Consider the following 15,490-nt stretch of genomic DNA (forward strand, 5'->3'; position numbering starts at 1 on the left):
GCCGGAACGAACGAAACGGGATGCTGCCGACGGCAGCATCCCGTTTCGTTCGCAATCGGACGGAGCCGATCAGCCGATCCGCTGACGCCGCCAGAGGCTGACGCCGAGAATGACCAGCGCGGTCAGCAGCTCCGACAACGGCATGGCCAGCCAAATGCCCTCCGTACCGCAGAGCCGCGGCATGAAGAGGAAGCTCGGAACGAGAAAGACGAACCCGCGCAGGAGTGCGAAACCCGAAGCGATCCCGACCCGTTCGAGGCTCTGGTAGTATCCGATCGCCGTCAGATTGACGATAAAGCAAATGAAGCCCAGGGCGAACCACGGTAACCCCTCGATGGCGATGCGTGCAGCGTGCGTCGCCGGATCGAGGAAGAGCCCGACGAGCAGGCGCGGGCTGCCGATGAAGACCGCCGTGACGACCGCACCGCAGACCACGGCCGTCGCCAGCGCGATCTGCGCAGCCTCGATCACCCGTTCGCGGACGCCTGCACCGAAGTTGTAGCTGATGATCGGCTGCGCCGACTGCGCGATAGCGTTGCCGACCATGAAGACGAACGGAATGTAATAACAGGCGATGCCGAACGCCCCGACGCCGTCGTCGCCAAGATAGTGCATGAAAGTCAGGTTGCCGACGAACATCAGCATCGCCAGCGTCGCCTCGCCCAACAGGGCCGACGAACCGATGCGGCACTGGTAACCGACGTTGCGCAGCGACAAGCGCAAGCTCTTGCGGCTGCGTTTGAGCGGACAGAAACGCAGCGTGCGTGCGAAAAACGACAGGTAGACGACCACGATCACACCGCCCACCGAGACACTGATCGCCGTGGCGAACGCCGCCCCCATGACGCCCCAGCCCAGCGGAAAGATGAAGAGCCAGTCCAACACCACATTGAGCAGCGCGGCGACGACGCTGCACCACATGGCCAGCTTCGGGGCTCCGTCCAGCCGGATGACGAACAGCCCGACGGCCGTCCACATCTGGAAGACCAGCGCCGGTGTGAACCAGAGCAGGTAGTCCTTCACCAGCGGCAACAACCGGTCGGACGAACCGAGCAGGCAGGCCGTCCGATCCGGAAAAACCACGATCAGCAGCGAAAGGAGCAGCGTCAGCGCCGTCACGATAATCATGGCCTGTGTGACGTTCAGGCGGGCCGCCTTGACCTTCGCCCGCGACAGATGAATGGAGGCGACGACCGAACAACCGATGCCGATCATCAGCCCCACCCCCTGGAAAAGCATCAGCAGCGGGACGTAGATGTTCACGGCGGCGATGCCGTCACTGCCGACGCCGTGGCCGACGAAAATCCCGTCGGCCACCGTGACAGCCGAGATGCTGAGCATACCGAACAGCGTCGGAATGAACAGTTTGCGGAACAGTACGGACACTTTCAGCGTTCCGAAGTCGATCTCATCTCTTTCCATACCTACTTTATTTTACGATAGTTTTCCAAAACCGGCACAAAAAAGGCCGGACAAGCTGATTGGTTTTACCCAGTCATCTTATCCGGCATATACTGCCCTCCGATGAGGATTACAAAACGTTCGTTTTCAACTGTCGTTTTCCCGCCTCGGCATAGCCTGCACAAGCGCGGCTCTGCTCTCGGCTTATCGAAAACGTTTGAAAAAATTCCGACGACAAAAGTACGACTTATCTTCGAAGCATCCAAATTTCGGAGATCGATTCACTGCACGGTATATCCGATTGCAAACGCCCTCCTTATCCGACAGAATGCCCGGCACGACCGGAAAGTCGCAAAAAATCCGAAAAATTACGAATCGCAACCGAATCGCCCCCGCACGCCGCGGATCGTTGCCCATCGTGCGCATTCGGCTTCCGAATCGGTCGGAAATCCCTGTCCCCGCATGCGAAACAGTCAATCCAACCGACAGACGAACAGCCGGTTGCGGCGTTCGATTCCGCAAATTTTATATTATATTTGTAAAACAGCCGTAATAGTACGCCTGTTCACCCTTAAACCCTCTCTTTTCCATGAAAAGACTGTTTACCCTTTTCACCGGCCTGTGCGTGATGCTGCTGGCCGGCTGCAACGACGAGTACGACGATTCGGCGCTCGTGAAACGACTGGACGATTTCGAGCAGCGGCTCGAACGACTCGAACGGCTCTGCAACGACATAAACACCAATCTCGGTTCGATGCAGACTATTGTCACGGCACTCGACCGCGGCGACTACATCACCTCCGTCGAACCGCTGACGGAAAACGGAAGCATGGTAGGCTACACGATCCGGTTCGCCAAGGGGACGCCCATCGTCGTCTACAACGGCAAACCCGGCACGGCGCCCGTCGTCTCCGTTAAGAAGGATACCGACGGCATCTACTATTGGACGCTCGACGGCGAGTGGATCACCGACGGCGGCAAGAAACTCCCCGTCTCCGGGCAAAACGGCACCTCGCCCAAACTGAAAATCGAGGAGGAGTACTGGTATATCTCCTACGACGACGGCACGACATGGACGAAACTCGACAAGGCCACCGGCGAGAAGGGCGACGACGGAGCGGGCATACTCGTCGACATGGACGAGAACTACGTCTACTTCACCCTGCCCGACGGCAGGACGGTCACCGTCCCGAGAGCGGAGGGCGGAAGCGAACCGCAGCCCTCGGTGCCGCACATCCTCTACGCCGTGGGACAGGAGCTCGTACCCGGTCAAGGGCATTACTATGCCACCTTGTGGAAGGACGGCAAGCGCCAGTTGCTCACCGACGGCTCGGCGGACAGTTTCTGCAACGGCGTCTACGTCGACGGAAACAAGGTCTATGTCGTCGGCTGCGAAGCGATCGGCGATCTGTTCGACGACGGATACTACGAACCCTATCCGCTGAACGTCGGCGTCATGTGGCAGTTCGAGGTCGGCAACGAGACGCAAGTGACGCGCTCCGTCCTGAGCGACGGCAAACGCGCGACCTCCCCCGTCGCCGTCGCGGCGGCGGGCGAAAACATCTACGCCGCAGGTTTCGAAACGCTGGAAAACTCCGACCGAAAGGCCGTCTACTGGCGTAACGGGCAGATGGAGTACCTGAGCGACGGCTCGACCGACGCATTGGCCTACTGCGTGGCAGCCGAAGGCAACGACGTCTATGTGGGCGGTTACGTCCAACCGGCCGACAACAAGAGCGGCGGCATCGCCTGCATCTGGAAGAACGGCGTGGCGCAGAACCTGACCGACGGCTCGACGCTCGCCAAGGTCAACGCCATCTGCATCGACGGCGGCGTGCTCTATGCTGCCGGAGCCGAGAAGGTGTCGGGCGGCCGCTGGAAGGGCGTGCTGTGGAAGGACGGCCAGCCCACCTATTTCACCGAAGAGGTCGGAACCGAAGTGACGGGCCTCTACGTCAAGGAGGGGAAATACATCATCGAAGGCAACATGACGGCCGATTCCGGCGATATCGTCACCTGCATCTGGACGGAAGAGGGCGTGCAAGTCATCTCCGAAGGAATGGCCTTGTGCCAGGGGACGGGCCTCGCCGTAGCCGGAAGCGACATCTACGTCGCGGGCAACGCCTACGACATGGACTACGGCACTTACGAGGAGATCTACCGCTCGCCCGTCTGGAAAAACGGCACGGAAATAGCGCTCGAAGTCGTCAGCTCCGACAACTTCACCGTGTGGGGGCTCGCCTGCGCCTTCGTCGACACGCAAGAGTAACTCCGCAAGAAGGCCGCCCTTCACGCGGCCGGACACCCCGAACGCAACGTCCCGGTACGGAATCCGTACCGGGACGCTCTTTCCTATGGCGCAGTCTATTCGCGGCGGCCGACCGGTACGACCGTCACGTCGACGCCCGACTCCTGCAACCGCTCGATCACCGAAGCGGGCGCCTTGTCGTCGGTAATGATCTGATCGACGGCGCTCATGTCGCAGATCTTGCTGAATCCGCGACGGCCGAACTTCGACGAATCGGCCAGCACGATCACCTTCTGCACCGAGGCGATCATCTGCTTGTGCAGGCTCGCCTCGATGTGGTTGGTCGTCGTCACGCCGTAATCCAGGTCGACGCCGTCGACGCCCATGAAGAGCTTGCTGCACGAGAGGCTGCCCAGCATCTGCTCGGCAAAGGGACCCAGCACCGAGAGCGAACTGCGCCGAACCATGCCGCCCAACTGGATGACATCCACCGAACGGCGCGTGGAGAGTTCCGAAGCCACGCTGAACGCCGACGTGATGACTGTCAGACGGTCGTTCTGGCCGATCTCGCGCGCCATGGCCAGCGTCGTCGTACCCGACGCGACCATGATCGTATCGTCGGGGCCGATCAGCCGCGCGGCATAGACGCCGATGGCGTGTTTCTCGTCGGCATAGAGCTTCTCCTTCTCGGCCACCGAGCGGTCGTTGATGTAACGGTTCACGAGAATGGCCGAACCGTGCACGCGGTACAGCATGTGCTGCTCTTCGAGCATCGTGAGGTCCTTGCGGATCGTCACCTCCGAAACCTTCATCAGCGAGGAGAGCGTCGCCACCGATACGGCGTTCTGCTGACGCATGATCTCCATGATGCGGTTCTGACGTTCGTTCAGATGAATCACCTTGTCCGTATCTTTCATCGTTCGTCGTAGGTTTGGGTTCCGTCCCGCCGCGACGTCGCCCGAGAGGGGCGGCGGCGGAACTATTCTTTACAAAAATAATGAAAAATATCGGATTCGGAACTCCGCGGCGATTTTTTACGCTCCCGAAGCTCTCTTTTGCACGCGGCCGCCCCGCAATCGCGGCAAGGTCAGCCGGATATGCAAAGCTCCCGCGCGCCGTCCGAAAGAGATCGGACTCCTTGAAACGCACTGCTGTTTCTCGTTCGATGCGAGTCCGGTACCGTTCGCCGGCCCGCACCTCCGCTCACCGCCGTCCCACGCAGCAGACATCCTCTGCCGGCACGACCTGACCTCCATACGACAGATCGGAATTCATCGACCGGCGGCTTTCCCCACCACCCGACGCCGATTCTTCACCCTGTCCGGACCGCTCCGACCGCCGCTGACAGACGGAGGCCCCTGCCTGCATCCTTCCCGAAAAACACATACGGGCGATCCTCAGCGGATCGCCCGTATGAATCGGGATCGAAACAAGATCACATCTTCTTGCCGACGTTGGTCTTCTTGGCAACCTTCGCAGCACCGGCCTTCGTAGCACCGCCGGCCTTGGCAGCGACCTTCTTGGGCTTCGCCTCGACGATCTTCGCATCCTCGACGGCATCCGCCTTCTTGGCGGCGGGCTTGCGCGAACGGCGGGTCTTGGGCTTCGCCTCGACGGCCTGTGCGGCCGGCGTTACGCCCAGCGTGTAGGCCTCGTTGAAATCCACGAACTCGATGATGCACATGTCGGCGGCGTCTCCCAGACGGAAGCCCGTTTTCAGGATGCGGGTATAACCGCCCGGACGCTCGGCGATCTTCGGAGCGATCGTGCGGAACAGCTCCGTCACGGCCTCCTTCTGCTTGAGGTACGAGAATACCATACGACGCTGGTGCGTGGTGTCCTCCTTGGATTTGGTCACCAGCGGCTCGATGAACTGACGCAGCGCCTTGGCTTTGGCCACCGTCGTCTCGATGCGCTTGTGCAGGATGAGCGACGATGCCATGTTCGACATCAGGGCCTTGCGGTGTCCCGCCTGACGCCCGAGGTGATTGAAATTCTTATTATGTCTCATAGTTAGTCTTTATCAAGTTTGTAAATAGATACGTCCATTCCGAACTTCAAGTTGAGCGAGGCGAGCAGCTCGTCGAGCTCCGTCAGCGACTTCTTGCCGAAGTTGCGGAACTTCAACAGGTCGTTGCGGTTCAGACGCACCAGGTCGCCCACCGTGTCGACATCGGCCGCTTTCAGGCAGTTGAGCGCGCGGACGCTCAGATCCTGATCCGACAGCTTGGTCTTCAACAGCTGGCGCATGTGCAATACGTCCTCGTCGAACTCCTCGGCACCGTTGCTGTCCTCCATGTTGAGCGTGATCTTCTCGTCGGAGAAGAGCATGAAGTGCTGAATGAGAATCTTAGCCGCCTCCTTCAACGCATCTTTCGGATGAATCGAACCGTCGGTAGTAATCTCCAAATTCAATTTCTCGTAGTCGGTCTTCTGCTCCACACGATAGTTTTCGATCGAATACTTCACGTTCTTGATCGGCGTGAAGATCGAATCGATGGGGAGCGTACCGAATTCGCACTCGGCAGGGGTATTCTCTTCTGCGGGAACGTAGCCGCGCCCCTTACCGATCGTAAGGGTGATCTGCATCTTGGTTCCCGGTGCGAGATGGCAAATGACCAATTCGGGATTCAACACCTTGAAGAACGAAAGATAGTTCGAAATGTATCCTGCGGTCAGCTCCGTTACGCCCGCCACGTTGACCGACACCTTCTCGGCGTCCTGGTTGTCGACCGTACGGATGAAACGGATTTTTTTGAGATTCAGGATAATATCGATCATACCCTCCATCACCCCAGGGATAGCGGCAAACTCGTGGTCTACACCGGCTACTTTGACCGTCGTAATCGCATAACCCTCCAACGAAGAGAGCAGGATACGGCGCAAAGCGTTGCCGATGGTCATTCCGAATCCCGGCTCCAGCGGTCGGAACTCGAACTTCCCGAACGATGAAGTGGACTCAAGCATGATAACCTTTTCAGGTTTCTGGAATGCTAATATTGCCATAATGAATTTGTTGTTAAATTACTACTTAGAGTACAACTCGACGATCAGCTGCTCTTTGATGTTTTCGGGAATCTCCTCGCGTTCGGGCTTCTGGAGGAACTTGCCACTCATCGTGGCGCCGTCCCATTCGAGCCATGCGTAACGGCTCTTCGAAGCTCCCGACAACGACTCGGCGATCACCTCCAAACTCTTCGACTTCTCGCGAACCGACACTACGTCGCCCACACGGAGCGAATACGACGGAATGTTCACCACATTGCCGTTGACGCAGATGTGACGGTGCGATACGAGCTGACGCGCAGCAGCGCGGGTCGGAGCGATACCTAAGCGGTAAACAACATTATCCAGACGGCATTCCAGCAACTTGAGCAGGTTCTCACCCGTGATGCCGCCCATGCGGGACGCAGCCTCGTAGGTACGGGCGAACTGCTTCTCCAGCAGCCCGTAGGTGTACTTCGCCTTCTGCTTCTCGCTGAGCTGCTCGCCGTACTCGGACACCTTCTTGCGCTTGCGCATCAGACCGTGCTGGCCGGGAGGGAAGTTACGCTTCTCGAGCACTTTGTCCGCACCATAAATAGCCTCGCCGAAACGACGGGCGATCTTCGATTTAGGTCCTATATATTTAGCCATTGTTCTTAACTTTTTAAAAATCCTTTGATAGAAGTTACTTCACGCAGTCCCACTTACACGCGGCGGCGGTTGGGAGCGCGGCAGCCGTTGTGCGGCATCGGCGTCACGTCGATGATCTCCGTCACTTCGATGCCCGCGCCGTGAATGGTGCGCACGGCCGACTCACGGCCGGCACCCGGTCCCTTGACATAGACCTTCACCTTGCGCAAACCCATATCATAGGCGACCTTCGCGCAGTCGGCGGCAGCCGTCTGAGCAGCATAGGGAGTATTTTTCTTCGAGCCGCGGAAACCCATCTTACCGGCCGAAGACCAGCTGATAACCTCACCCACCTCGTTCGTGAGGGTGATGATTACGTTGTTGAAAGTCGAGTGGACAAAAGCCATGCCCTGAGCACCCACCTTGACGACCTTCTTCTTAACTGTTCCAGTTTTCTTTGCCATAACTCTCTTCTGCTATTACTTAGTTGCCTTTTTCTTGTTTGCGACCGTCTTCTTGCGGCCCTTGCGGGTGCGCGCATTGTTCTTGGTGCTCTGACCGCGAACGGGAAGACCCAAACGGTGACGGATACCGCGATAGCAGCCGATGTCCATCAGACGTTTGATGTTGAGCTGAACCAGCGAGCGGCATTCGCCCTCGACCTTGATGCCCAGTTCGGCAATTTTCGAACGAATGGCGCTCACCTGCTCGTCGTTCCAGTCCTGAACCTTCACATCGTAGCTGATACCTGCCTCGTCGAGAATTTTACGGGCGGTCGAACGGCCTATACCGTAGATATAGGTCAGGCCGATCTCACCGCGTTTGTTTTTTGGTAAATCTACACCAACTATACGTGCCATAAATTACTTTCTTTCTGATTAATCGTTAAAAATTACCCCTGGCGCATTTTGAATTTGGGATTCTTCTTGCAAATCACGTAGAGTTTCCCCTTACGCTTGACGATCTTGCAATCCTCGCTACGCTTCTTGATTGATGCTTTTACTTTCATGATTTTCAAGCAATCTTTTGGTTATTTGTACCTGAAAGAGATCCGCCCCTTCGACAGATCGTAGGGGGTCATCTCCACTTTTACCTTATCCCCGGGAAGAATCTTGATGTAGTGCATCCGCATCTTCCCCGAGATATGAGCGGTGATTACGTGGCCGTTGTCCAGCTCGACGCGGAACATCGCGTTCGACAGCGCCTCGATAATCGTACCGTCTCGTTCAATCGCAGTCTGTTTTGCCATAGAGTCTTTTCTTGCTTACTTGTTAATTGCCTCCTCGATAATACTGAAATCGGTCAGGACATCCGCGCCGCCCTTGCGCACAGCCACCGCGAACTCGTAATGAGCCGCCGGCTTGCGATCGCGCGTACGCACCGTCCATCCGTCGGGTTCGAATACCACCGCTCGGGTTCCCATGTTGATCATGGGTTCGATACAGATGACCATGCCCTCGCGGAGCAGGGGTCCTCTGCCGCGGGCGCCGTAGTTCGGAACACCGGGGTCTTCGTGCATCTTCCGACCCAAACCGTGTCCCTCCAACTCGCGCACCACGCCGTAGCCGAATTTTTCGGCATACTCCTGCACGGCCGCCGAGATATCGCCTACGCGATTTCCCGCCCTGGCCTGTGCCGTACCTTTATAAAGAGCCTCTTTGGTGACTTCCATGAGCTGTTTCACCTCGTCGGAAACGGCTCCTACGGCAAACGTGTAGGCCGAATCACCAACAAACCCCTTCATAAATGTACCGCAATCCACCGAAACGATGTCGCCCTCTTTGAGAACCTGCGACGTCGACGGAATACCGTGGACCACCTGCTCGTTGACCGAAATGCACAACGATGCCGGATAGCCCTGATACCCCAGAAAAGCCGGAACTGCTCCGTGGGAACGGATAAACTCCTCGCCGATGCGATCCAGCTCCTTGGTCGTGACGCCGGGCCGTATGTGGCGCCCCACTTCGGCCAGCGTCCGGCTCACGAGAAGGTTGTTCTCGCGGAGCAGTTCGATCTCTTCTTCGTTCTTTAAGTATATCATTCGGTTCAAAAACTCCTACGAACAAACAATTAGTGGCGCCCCTGGATGCGTCCGGTCTTCATCAGGCCGTCGTAATGACGCATCAAGAGGTGGCTCTCTATCTGCTTGAGAGTGTCGAGGATCACGCCGACCATGATCAGCAGCGACGTACCGCCGTAGAAATAGGCGAAGGCCTGCTGCACGTTGAGGAACTTCATCGCCAGCGCGGGCAGAATCGCCACGATGGCCAGGAAGAACGAACCCGGAAGGGTGATCCGCGTCATGATGGTGTCGATGTAGTTCACCGTCTGCTTGCCCGGTTTGACACCCGGGATAAAGCCGCCGTTGCGCTTCATGTCGTCCGCCATCATTTGAGGATTGACGATGATCGCCGTATAAAAATAGGTGAAGGCGATCACCAGCACGGCAAGCGTAAAGTTGTACCAGAAGCCCGTCATGTCGGCGAAGGCGCCGGCGAAGCCCGGGGCGATCTTGGTAAAGAGCATCGGAATGAACATCAATGCCTGCGCGAAGATGATGGGCATCACATTCGCGGCATTCATTTTCAGAGGGATGTACTGACGTACGCCTCCGTACTGTTTGTTGCCGATGATACGCTTTGCATACTGGACAGGCACCTTGCGGACGGCCTGCACCAGTGCGATTGTTGCCATAAATACCAGCGCGAGCAGCACCAGCTCCAGGATAATCATGATCGCGCTGCCGTCCGACGTCTGGAAACGCGCGTTGACCTCGGCCAACAGGGCGTGCGGCAGACGGGCCACGATACCGATCATGATGATGAGCGAAATGCCGTTCCCGATACCCTTGTCGGTGATCTTCTCTCCGAGCCACATGATGAACATGGTGCCGGCGATCAGGATCACCGTGGCGTAGACCACGAACCAGAACGAGTGGCCGTAGATGAACGCCGTGGCAGGCAATGTATGGAACAAGTTAGCGACATACGCCGGTCCCTGGATTGCGAGGACGACAATCGTGAGGAAGCGTGTCCACTGATTCATTTTGCGGCGCCCGCTCTCGCCCTCCTTCTGCATCTTCTGGAAGTAGGGAATCATGATTCCCATCAACTGGATGATGATCGAAGCGGTGATGTAGGGCATTACTCCGAGTGCGAAAATGGCGGCATTGCCAAATGCACCGCCGGAGAATACGTCCAACAGGCCGAGCAGGCTGTTGTCGCTCATCTGGTTGGCCAATGCCGACCCCTCGCCCAGGGCGTTGGGGTTGATACCCGGAATAACCACAAAACTGCCCAAGCGATATACGAGAAGGAGGCCCAGCGTGTAGAGAATACGTTTGCGCAGCTCCTCGATCTTGTATATGTTCTTGAGGGTTTCGACTAACTTTTTGTTGGTCGCCATGAGCGCCACGATGACGATCAGGACGATACCAACGGCGATGTAGTGATTCATAAATATAGGTTTAGGAGGGTTCCACTAGATCTTCTCCACGCTGCCGCCGGCAGCTACGATAGCCGCCTCGGCACTCTTGGAGAACGCATGTGCCTTCACCGCCAGCCCCTTCGACAGCGTACCGTTACCCAAAATCTTCACCTTGTCGTTCGACGATACGAATCCGGCCGAAACCAGCGCCTCGAAATCGACGGCCGCGAGTTCCTTCTTCGCAGCCAGCTCATCGAGCGTCGAGAGGTTGATGGCCTTGTACTCCACACGCTTCAGGTTCGTGAAACCGAACTTCGGCAGACGGCGCTGCAACGGCATCTGACCGCCCTCGAAACCGAGCTTCGACTTGTAGCCCGAACGCGACTGAGCACCCTTGTTACCGCGGCCCGAATAGCCGCCGCGACCCGAACCGGCACCGCGGCCGACACGCTTGTCGTGGTGTGTAGCGCCTTTTGCGGGTTTGAGATTATGTAATTCCATTGTTGTGAATTCGAATGTGTTAGACTTATTTTACCTCCTCGATCTTCACGAGGTGCTTTACGCGATCGAGCATCCCCTTGATGATGACCGAATCGCTGTGTTCCACGCTCTGGTTAATCTTTTTCAGACCCAAAGCATCGAGGTTCTTGCGCTGCTGTGCCGAGGCACCGATGCGGCTCTTGACCTGAGTGATCTTCAATGTTGCCATGATTTGCGTTTTCAAAATTAACCGTTAAACACCTTGCTCATCGAGATCCCGCGCACCTGAGCCACGCTGTAAGCGTCGCGCAGCTCGCACAGAGCGGCGATGGTCGCCTTCACGAGGTTGTGGGGGTTCGACGACCCCTTGCTCTTGGCCAGCACGTTCTTCACGCCTACCGACTCCAACACGGCACGCATGGCACCGCCGGCGATGATACCCGTACCGGGAGCGGCCGGACGAATCATCACCTGCGAACCGCCGAAACGCATCTCCTGCTTGTGGGGAATCGTACCGTTGATGACCGGCACCTTGATGAGGTTCTTCTTGGCATCCTCGACACCCTTGGCGATGGCCGCCTGCACCTCCGAAGCCTTACCCAGACCGTAGCCCACGACGCCGTTTTCGTTACCCACGACGACGATCGCCGAAAAGCTGAATGTACGACCACCCTTCGTTACCTTGGTAACACGCTGGATGCTTACGAGCCGGTCTTTAAGCTCGAGGTCGCTTGTACGCACTTTCTTTATGTTCGTATTTGACATATCGCTTAGAATTTAAGACCGCCTTCACGTGCGGCATCCGCTAACACTTTAACTCGTCCGTGATACAGATATCCGTTGCGGTCGAACGCCACGGTCGAGATACCCTTTTCGACAGCACGCTGCGCGGCCAGTTTTCCGACCAGCGCCGCGACTTCGCACTTGTTCTTGCCCGCCGCCGCTTCGGCAACCTCCTTGTCCAGCGAGGAAGCCGCCGCCAGCGTAGTGCCTGCGAGGTCATCAATGAACTGCACGTAGATCTGCTTGTTGCTACGGTAGACAGTCATACGAGGCTGAGCCTGCGTACCGCTCACGATCTTGCGGATACGCATCTTGATACGCTCTCTTCTTTCGATTTTATTCAATGACATAGCTGATTTCGGTTTTTACTATTTAGCACCTGCCGACTTGCCGGCCTTGCGACGCAGAACTTCGCCTACGAACTTGATACCCTTGCCCTTGTACGGCTCCGGCTTGCGCAGCGAGCGGATCTTGGCAGCCACCTGGCCGATGAGCTGCTTGTCGATGCTTTTGAGTGTGACGATCGGGTTTCCTTTCTTCTCCGTAACGGCCGTGGCGGTCACTTCGGGCGGCAGCATCAGATACGTGTCGTGCGAGTAACCCAGGCTCATTTCGAGAATGTTGCCCTTGACTTCGGCCTTGAAACCGACGCCCACGAGCTCCTGTTTGATTTCGTAACCTTTCGATACGCCGACGACCATGTTGTTGATCAGCGCACGATACAGACCGTGCAGCGAGCGGTGACGCGGCTGGTTGGTCGGACGCGATACGAGCACGGCAGGAACCTCCTTGCCGGTGTGTACCTCGGTGTGGGTGCCTACCTCGACCTTGATGTCCGAATCAACCTTCTGACTCAGTGTCCCAAGAGGCCCTTTCACGCTTACCACGTTGTCGGGCGATACCGTGACGGTCACGCCGGCGGGCAAGTTTACAGGTAATTTACCAATTCTTGACATTTGTACTAAGTTGTTTAATTAAAAATTCCAGTTTCCGGTTGCACCGCCCTTAGAAGACGTAGCACAGCACCTCGCCGCCGACGTTCTCCTTGCGCGCCTTCGCATCGGTCATGATCCCCTTCGAAGTCGAAAGGATGGCGATGCCCAGGCCGTTGAGTACGCGGGGCATCTCAGCCACCGACGCATACTTGCGCAGACCCGGACGGCTCACGCGTTTGAGCCCCTTGATGGCGTTGCATTTGTTCTGGGCATTCCATTTCAGCGCGATCTTGATCGAAGGGTGGCCCTTCTCATCGGTGTCGAACTTGTAAGCGAGGATGTAGCCCTGCTCGTAGAGAATCTTGGTGATCTCCTGTTTAATTTTGGAACCGGGAGCTTCAACCACCTTGTGGTTGGCTTTCACCGCGTTTCTAATTCTGGTCAGAAAGTCCGCAATAGGATCAGTCATGATAATTAGAAGTTAAAATTAAAAAAATAAAAGTTTGTCGTTAAAATTTGTAAGTCAGCGTCTTACGACATCTAACCGTCGCCCGCGTCCTCGTTTTCCGCTTCCCGCGCATACGCATACCGCGCACGACAAGCGCGCAAATATACGCATAAAATCCGGAATAAACTAATAATCAGCCCGTTTTTTGCCGATTTCCGCCCGTGCCGTTATCCGGAACAGAATCCCTTGCATCCGACCGTGCCGTCATGGTGTCGCGACGTGCCGTCATGCCGTGGATCCGTTCCGCGCCGCCGCGCCCCCGATCCGAAAGCCGCCGGTCTATACGGACAATGTTAGCACACGCATCGTGAACTAACATATCCGTACGGAACAGCCTGCCGTAAAACCGCCTTTCGGGCGGTTCGCCTCAGCGAACGGCTCCCGCTTCCGACACCGGAACCCGAAGACCGTCGGGGGATTCGCCCCGTCCGCTTCGTTCCGGCCTCTCCGGAGCACCTCCGCACGGGATTCCGTAACCCGATGCCGAATCTTTCGTCGACGTCCGCCACCGCGAAGTTACCGTCAATCGGACGGCACTTTCCCCGGTTTTGCGACCTCTCCTACACGGATTCCGCACCCGTATAAGGCTCAACACTTCCGAAACCGGCTCCGACGGAAATCCGGCAAAAGACGTCTCCATTTTTCACGGACTATCTCCGCCTCCTCAACGCCTTCTCCGTCTCTCCTTATCCGTCACTCCCGACGGATCGTCGCTGCGGCACGTCCTTTCGGACCCGCTCTTGCGGCGGCACTCCGATGCGGAGGTCGCCTCTCGGCCCCCTCCTCTCGCGCCGCACCGCATCCGGTTTCACAGGCTATGGCACCCTCGGTGCTTGAACCTCGTTTATCAGGAACATCCGATCCGGCGCAGAGCATCTGCGCCGGATCGGACGAATATACTACCAGCTCGCCTTCTTCACGCCGGGGATCAGACCCGCCGAAGCCATCTCGCGGAACTGGATACGGCTGATACCGAACAGACGGATATATCCCTTCGGACGGCCGGTCAGCTTGCAGCGGTTGTGCTGGCGAATGGGATTCGAGTTGCGCGGCAGTTTCGACAGTGCGATCCAAGCCTCCTCGTGATCCATTTCACCGCTCTTGACCTTCGCAGCGATCTCCTCACGCTTGTGAGCGTAACGCTTCGCAAGTTTCTCACGCTTTACCTCGCGTGCCTTCATTGATTCCTTTGCCATAGAGCTTAGTTGTTCTTTTTAGCGTTCTTGAAAGGCAGACCGAACTCGCGCAGCAGCGCATAAGCCTCTTCGTCGGTCTTGGCCGTCGTTACGAAGGTGATCTCCATGCCGAAGATCTTGGTGATCTTGTCGATGTCGATCTCCGGGAAGATGATCTGCTCGGTGATGCCGAGGGTGTAGTTGCCCTGGCCGTCGAACTTCTCGTTGATACCCTTGAAGTCGCGGATACGGGGCAGCGCCACGGCGATCAGGCGCTCCAAGAACTCGTACATCTTCGTATCGCGCAGCGTGACGCGCACGCCGATGGGCATCCCCTTGCGGAGTTTGAAGTTCGAAATGTCCTTGCGCGACTTGGTCTGGACGGCTTTCTGACCTGCGATCTGCGTCAGCTCCGCCTGTGCGACGTCGATGAGTTTCTTGTCGGCGACGGCCTGGCCCATACCCTGATTGATGACGATCTTCTCGAGTTTCGGGCACTGCATCACGCTCGTGTAACCGAACTCCTTCATAAGGGCGGCGATGATCTGCTCCTTATACTGTGTCTTGAGTGTAGGTACGTATGCCATTATTTGATCTCCTCCCCTGACTTTTTAGCGTAACGAACTAATTTACCTTTTGCATCGGCCTTGCGACCTACGCGAGTGGGCTTGCCGCTCTTGGGGTCGAGAACCTGCAAGTTAGAGATATGGATGGGAGCCTCTTTCTCGACGATTCCTCCCTGCGGATTCTTCGCATTGGGCTTCTCGGCCTTCTTGCACATGTTCACGCCCTCGACGATGGCACGCTGCTTTTCGGGATCGACTGCGAGCACCTTCCCCTGCTGGCCGCGGCTGTCGCCTGCGATGACATAAACCATGTCGCCCTTCTTGATATGTAATTTGACTGACATAACTGTTCT

General features: G+C 57.1%; 21 protein-coding genes. 1 reads left to right on the plus strand and 20 read right to left on the minus strand.

Annotated elements, in window-relative coordinates; all coding sequences use genetic code 11:
- Positions 1 to 69 precede the first annotated feature (69 nt).
- Positions 70 to 1,422, minus strand: a complete 1,353-nt coding sequence (locus tag FMF02_RS05055; RefSeq protein ID WP_141412385.1) for an MATE family efflux transporter — start codon at positions 1,420 to 1,422, stop codon at positions 70 to 72.
- Positions 1,423 to 1,990: 568 nt separating this feature from the next.
- Between FMF02_RS05055 and FMF02_RS05060 the strand changes: the two genes are divergently transcribed.
- Positions 1,991 to 3,670, plus strand: coding sequence for a PL29 family lyase N-terminal domain-containing protein (locus tag FMF02_RS05060; RefSeq protein ID WP_141412386.1), 1,680 nt, complete (start codon positions 1,991 to 1,993; stop codon positions 3,668 to 3,670).
- Positions 3,671 to 3,765: 95 nt separating this feature from the next.
- Here FMF02_RS05060 and FMF02_RS05065 read toward each other — a convergent pair whose 3' ends face one another.
- The 19 genes from FMF02_RS05065 to rplX all read right to left on the minus strand — a co-directional run bounded on the left by FMF02_RS05065 (position 3,766) and on the right by rplX (position 15,481).
- Entirely contained in the window at positions 3,766 to 4,566 is an 801-nt protein-coding gene (locus FMF02_RS05065) for a DeoR/GlpR family DNA-binding transcription regulator (RefSeq protein ID WP_019130851.1), read from the minus strand.
- Between the two features lie 518 nt (positions 4,567 to 5,084).
- Positions 5,085 to 5,660: a 50S ribosomal protein L17 gene (gene rplQ / locus FMF02_RS05070; protein WP_019130850.1), complete on the minus strand. Its 576-nt coding sequence runs from the start codon at positions 5,658 to 5,660 to the stop codon at positions 5,085 to 5,087.
- Positions 5,661 to 5,662: 2 nt separating this feature from the next.
- Positions 5,663 to 6,655, minus strand: coding sequence for a DNA-directed RNA polymerase subunit alpha (locus FMF02_RS05075; protein ID WP_026074984.1), 993 nt, complete (start codon positions 6,653 to 6,655; stop codon positions 5,663 to 5,665).
- A 21-nt stretch (positions 6,656 to 6,676) separates the two neighbouring features.
- Positions 6,677 to 7,285 (minus strand): 30S ribosomal protein S4, encoded by a 609-nt coding sequence (gene rpsD, locus FMF02_RS05080; protein WP_019130848.1) that lies wholly within the window; start codon positions 7,283 to 7,285, stop codon positions 6,677 to 6,679.
- Positions 7,286 to 7,338: 53 nt separating this feature from the next.
- On the minus strand, positions 7,339 to 7,728 hold the full coding sequence (rpsK, locus tag FMF02_RS05085; protein ID WP_019130847.1) for a 30S ribosomal protein S11: 390 nt from the start codon (positions 7,726 to 7,728) through the stop codon (positions 7,339 to 7,341).
- Positions 7,729 to 7,743: 15 nt separating this feature from the next.
- Positions 7,744 to 8,124, minus strand: a complete 381-nt coding sequence (gene rpsM / locus FMF02_RS05090; protein ID WP_019130846.1) for a 30S ribosomal protein S13 — start codon at positions 8,122 to 8,124, stop codon at positions 7,744 to 7,746.
- Positions 8,125 to 8,156: 32 nt separating this feature from the next.
- Positions 8,157 to 8,273 carry a type B 50S ribosomal protein L36 gene (gene ykgO / locus FMF02_RS05095; RefSeq protein WP_010262443.1) on the minus strand — a complete coding sequence of 39 codons (117 nt, stop codon included), beginning with the start codon at positions 8,271 to 8,273 and terminating at the stop codon, positions 8,157 to 8,159.
- A 21-nt stretch (positions 8,274 to 8,294) separates the two neighbouring features.
- On the minus strand, positions 8,295 to 8,513 hold the full coding sequence (gene infA, locus FMF02_RS05100; protein ID WP_004329489.1) for a translation initiation factor IF-1: 219 nt from the start codon (positions 8,511 to 8,513) through the stop codon (positions 8,295 to 8,297).
- Positions 8,514 to 8,528: 15 nt separating this feature from the next.
- Entirely contained in the window at positions 8,529 to 9,305 is a 777-nt protein-coding gene (gene map / locus FMF02_RS05105; RefSeq protein WP_019130845.1) for a type I methionyl aminopeptidase, read from the minus strand.
- Between the two features lie 29 nt (positions 9,306 to 9,334).
- Positions 9,335 to 10,720: a preprotein translocase subunit SecY gene (secY, locus tag FMF02_RS05110; protein WP_019130844.1), complete on the minus strand. Its 1,386-nt coding sequence runs from the start codon at positions 10,718 to 10,720 to the stop codon at positions 9,335 to 9,337.
- Between the two features lie 24 nt (positions 10,721 to 10,744).
- Positions 10,745 to 11,191, minus strand: a complete 447-nt coding sequence (gene rplO, locus FMF02_RS05115) for a 50S ribosomal protein L15 (RefSeq protein WP_019130843.1) — start codon at positions 11,189 to 11,191, stop codon at positions 10,745 to 10,747.
- A 25-nt stretch (positions 11,192 to 11,216) separates the two neighbouring features.
- Positions 11,217 to 11,399 (minus strand): 50S ribosomal protein L30, encoded by a 183-nt coding sequence (gene rpmD / locus FMF02_RS05120; protein ID WP_141412387.1) that lies wholly within the window; start codon positions 11,397 to 11,399, stop codon positions 11,217 to 11,219.
- Between the two features lie 17 nt (positions 11,400 to 11,416).
- A complete protein-coding gene (gene rpsE / locus FMF02_RS05125) occupies positions 11,417 to 11,935 on the minus strand; it encodes a 30S ribosomal protein S5 (RefSeq protein WP_019130841.1) in 519 nt (172 codons plus the stop codon).
- A gap of 5 nt (positions 11,936 to 11,940) precedes the next feature.
- On the minus strand, positions 11,941 to 12,303 hold the full coding sequence (gene rplR / locus FMF02_RS05130) for a 50S ribosomal protein L18 (protein WP_026074981.1): 363 nt from the start codon (positions 12,301 to 12,303) through the stop codon (positions 11,941 to 11,943).
- A gap of 18 nt (positions 12,304 to 12,321) precedes the next feature.
- Positions 12,322 to 12,909 (minus strand): 50S ribosomal protein L6, encoded by a 588-nt coding sequence (gene rplF, locus FMF02_RS05135; protein WP_026074980.1) that lies wholly within the window; start codon positions 12,907 to 12,909, stop codon positions 12,322 to 12,324.
- A gap of 49 nt (positions 12,910 to 12,958) precedes the next feature.
- Positions 12,959 to 13,357 carry a 30S ribosomal protein S8 gene (rpsH, locus tag FMF02_RS05140; RefSeq protein ID WP_026074979.1) on the minus strand — a complete coding sequence of 133 codons (399 nt, stop codon included), beginning with the start codon at positions 13,355 to 13,357 and terminating at the stop codon, positions 12,959 to 12,961.
- Positions 13,358 to 14,295: 938 nt separating this feature from the next.
- The gene (gene rpsN, locus FMF02_RS05145; RefSeq protein WP_026074978.1) at positions 14,296 to 14,592 is read right to left on the minus strand and encodes a 30S ribosomal protein S14; all 297 of its coding nucleotides are present in this window, start codon (positions 14,590 to 14,592) and stop codon (positions 14,296 to 14,298) included.
- 5 nt (positions 14,593 to 14,597) lie between these two features.
- A complete protein-coding gene (gene rplE / locus FMF02_RS05150) occupies positions 14,598 to 15,158 on the minus strand; it encodes a 50S ribosomal protein L5 (RefSeq protein WP_019130836.1) in 561 nt (186 codons plus the stop codon).
- A complete protein-coding gene (rplX, locus tag FMF02_RS05155; protein ID WP_019130835.1) occupies positions 15,158 to 15,481 on the minus strand; it encodes a 50S ribosomal protein L24 in 324 nt (107 codons plus the stop codon). The genes rplE and rplX overlap by 1 nt, the downstream gene beginning before the upstream one ends.
- Positions 15,482 to 15,490: the final 9 nt, after the last annotated feature.

It is taken from the genome of Alistipes communis, assembly GCF_006542665.1.
Classification (GTDB): Bacteria; Bacteroidota; Bacteroidia; order Bacteroidales; family Rikenellaceae; genus Alistipes; species Alistipes communis.